The 2,720-nt window shown below is 57.5% G+C and carries 2 protein-coding genes and 1 rRNA gene; all 3 read left to right on the top strand.

Annotated features, from left to right (window positions below):
• Positions 1-621: 621 nt before the first annotated feature.
• The 3 genes from KRR55_RS20115 (at position 622) to KRR55_RS20105 (ending at position 2,350) form a co-directional block, all read left to right on the top strand.
• Positions 622-819 (top strand): hypothetical protein, encoded by a 198-nt coding sequence (locus KRR55_RS20115; protein ID WP_217391093.1) that lies wholly within the window; start codon positions 622-624, stop codon positions 817-819.
• A 163-nt stretch (positions 820-982) separates the two neighbouring features.
• Positions 983-1,099 (top strand): 5S ribosomal RNA (gene rrf / locus KRR55_RS20110).
• A gap of 696 nt (positions 1,100-1,795) precedes the next feature.
• Positions 1,796-2,350 (top strand): SRPBCC domain-containing protein, encoded by a 555-nt coding sequence (locus KRR55_RS20105; RefSeq protein WP_217391092.1) that lies wholly within the window; start codon positions 1,796-1,798, stop codon positions 2,348-2,350.
• The last annotated feature ends 370 nt before the right edge of the window (positions 2,351-2,720 follow it).

The following is a 2,720-nucleotide window of genomic DNA, read 5'->3' as shown; positions in this document are numbered from 1 at the left end:
AACCCCATGCCCGCCCGGTCTGGGGTTTCCGCCGCTTAACGCCTCGGACAACACACGAACCGTAGTCATTGCTCCCACGGTGTTGCCGACGCGACCGGCCAAATTCCGGATGACGAATGTAGAAGGGGCTTGCTCGCGGCCTGCCAGGTGCTGGAACCGAAGGCCGGCAACTACAGCTCGCAATGGCGTGGACTACGCAGCGATGTCGTCCTTGCCTCGGCCGATAAGGGATTCACTACAGTTCGTACTCTCTGTACTTGCCGTTCCCTACCGGGGGTGCATGCGGTGCTTTGACGACCCGGTTAACCAGAACGAGTGAGGGATAGCCCAAGCTCGCGCAGTAGTGAGTGGTCGAGAACTACCGAAACATGCGCGCAAGACTCGACCATATGGAGTCAACGGCAAATTCCATGAAATGTATCATGCCAGGTTGCCATATGGATTGAGTCCATGAACGCGCACCTTTTGCCCGTGCCCGCGAAGGATATTCCAGCCTGACTGGTCTCCATCAAAGCAGAGTACGCCGGTAGCCACATCGACGCCGTCGTAGAAGCGCACAACGTAACCGACGGCGGCTTAGCCCAACCGTCTCCAAACGGGAAACCTCGGGAGCAATACCTGGTGTTCAACGTCGATGCCGATGATGAGATCGTTGGTTCCCTCTGGATCGGACGGCAATCCGATGCTGATTTTGGTAAGCGTTCGGTATGGGACAGTGGGATGTTCGATGCCTTCCAGCACAGACGATTCGGCGTCCGCAAACTATATGAGTCCCCAGGCAACGCGCCGAGTTCTATTCAGAAGTTCGAGCAGCTGTGAATGGCGAGGGTCTGGCTGTGACTACCCTCATGGTCCGGATGCCACGTTTTGATTCGCGCTACGTTCCTGGTTCCGCTATAGTTATTGATGAAGAACCACAGCACTTGTTGTGACTCGATAAAGCCACCAGTAATCCTGAATAAGGAATGCTCGGTACTAGAGTTACGGCGGTCATAGCGTGGGGGAAACGCCCGGTCCCATACCGAACCCGGAAGCTAAGACCCACAGCGCCGATGGTACTGCACTCGGGAGGGTGTGGGAGAGTAGGTCACCGCCGGACATAACGTACCGGAACCCCTGAACATTATTGTTCAGGGGTTCCGATGTTTAACAGGCACATCTAATATGCCGAGCCCGGTTTCCTGCCAGACCATCGCCGATGGCGGCGCGTGCCCTAGCTTCCCGGCCGAACTCATCATTGTGAGCGTGCCGGCCGGCGGCGATTCGTATGAGCTCACCACGTTCCATGAACTCGACCAAGGGGTTCCGGCAGATCTTCCCCTAAATTCACATAACTACCGCCGCGTCGTATTTCGGATGGCCGACCTCTGAGCAGTGGTTGCGCAAGTCCGCGAAGCAGGCTGAAGAAACGTCGGCGAGATGGTGGACGAACACAACATTTGCCGGGGGTTCTCTCGTTGCAGCACGACTTCAACGAGTGTTGTGGAGTGCACCAAGTCAGACGGCTGCCGCACTGCCGCGTGCAAGAAACAGGGTATCGTTGGGCGCGTTTACAGAAGGCGGGTGAGCGGTCGAACCCGCGATTGAGTGGGCCTGAGCTGCAATAGCCGCTGAGCTGACGCTAGATATGCGCACCTTGCCGGATCACATTTTCTTGAGGCAGGATGAACTCCTGAGGGCCTATGTTAAGTCTTGGACCCTGCCCCATGTCCAAGAGCACCCGCAGGATGCTCTTCCATATTTAGCCCCGGCTTCGATACCGCGAACCCCTTGAACGACACCCGAAGGAGAACCCTTGACCAACGAAAACCCAGAATTGGCAGCTGCAGGAGGGCCCATGATTCACGGAACCATGGAATTGATCGACGGCCGCGTGGCCCTCCATTTCGATCTCAGTTTGGCCCATCCTATTGAGCCGGTGTGGCGCGCGGTGAGCGTGCCGGCCGAACTTGAGCAGTGGTTCCCGGCAGCTGTTGATTGGACACCGATGAAGGGGGAGACCTTCGAAGCTGGTGGGGCGACACTCGAGGTGACCGAAGTCGATGCACCGCATCACCTGGCATGGTCCTACGCCGGCCAGCTGCAGAGCTTCAAGCTCACCCAGGAGGGAGACGCTTGCCGACTTACCTTCACCCATGTCTTTGATGACCTCCCGCTTGCAGCGCAGACCGCGGCCGGCTGGGAAACTTACCTTTCGCGGCTTGACCCACATCTACGCGGTGAGCACCTGACTGAAGAAATGGCCCACGAACAATGGGCAGAGATTCATGAACGATATGCCGAGGATTTCGGGGTGGATCCAGAACCAGGCCGAAAATTCGCAGAAGCCCTTCGTTCCGCTCAGCAATGAGACAGCAAACCGTGCGGTCGGCTCTCGCGAATGCTTGGCACAGACTCCTCGCCGACAACTTGCGGCGGAGCCATCCTTCGACGAAATGACGCAACTGCGCTGACGCGTGGCGATCGAATGCAGAATCGATTGCCACGCGGGGGTGATTGCCTCTTTTGTGTGGAATCGGACCAAACTGCCATAGCTCGCCGCTGATGGAGCTGAGCGCTCCTCTAAGAGAATCCGAACTCAGGTTTAAGGCGGGCAGTTTTGCCGCCTAAGGTGTCGCCGGGGTCACAATGCCATTTTTGGGGTACTGATAGCCAAAACGGCCCACAGAGGGCGATTCTGGGCTTCTATCCCGGGGTTTTCAGCAAAGGTGGTCGCCGAC

This window comes from Paeniglutamicibacter quisquiliarum (assembly GCF_019084045.1).
In the GTDB taxonomy this organism is placed as follows: domain Bacteria; phylum Actinomycetota; class Actinomycetes; order Actinomycetales; family Micrococcaceae; genus Paeniglutamicibacter; species Paeniglutamicibacter quisquiliarum.
Note: the sequence above shows the minus strand (reverse complement) of the source record. Positions and strands in the feature narration are given on the sequence as shown.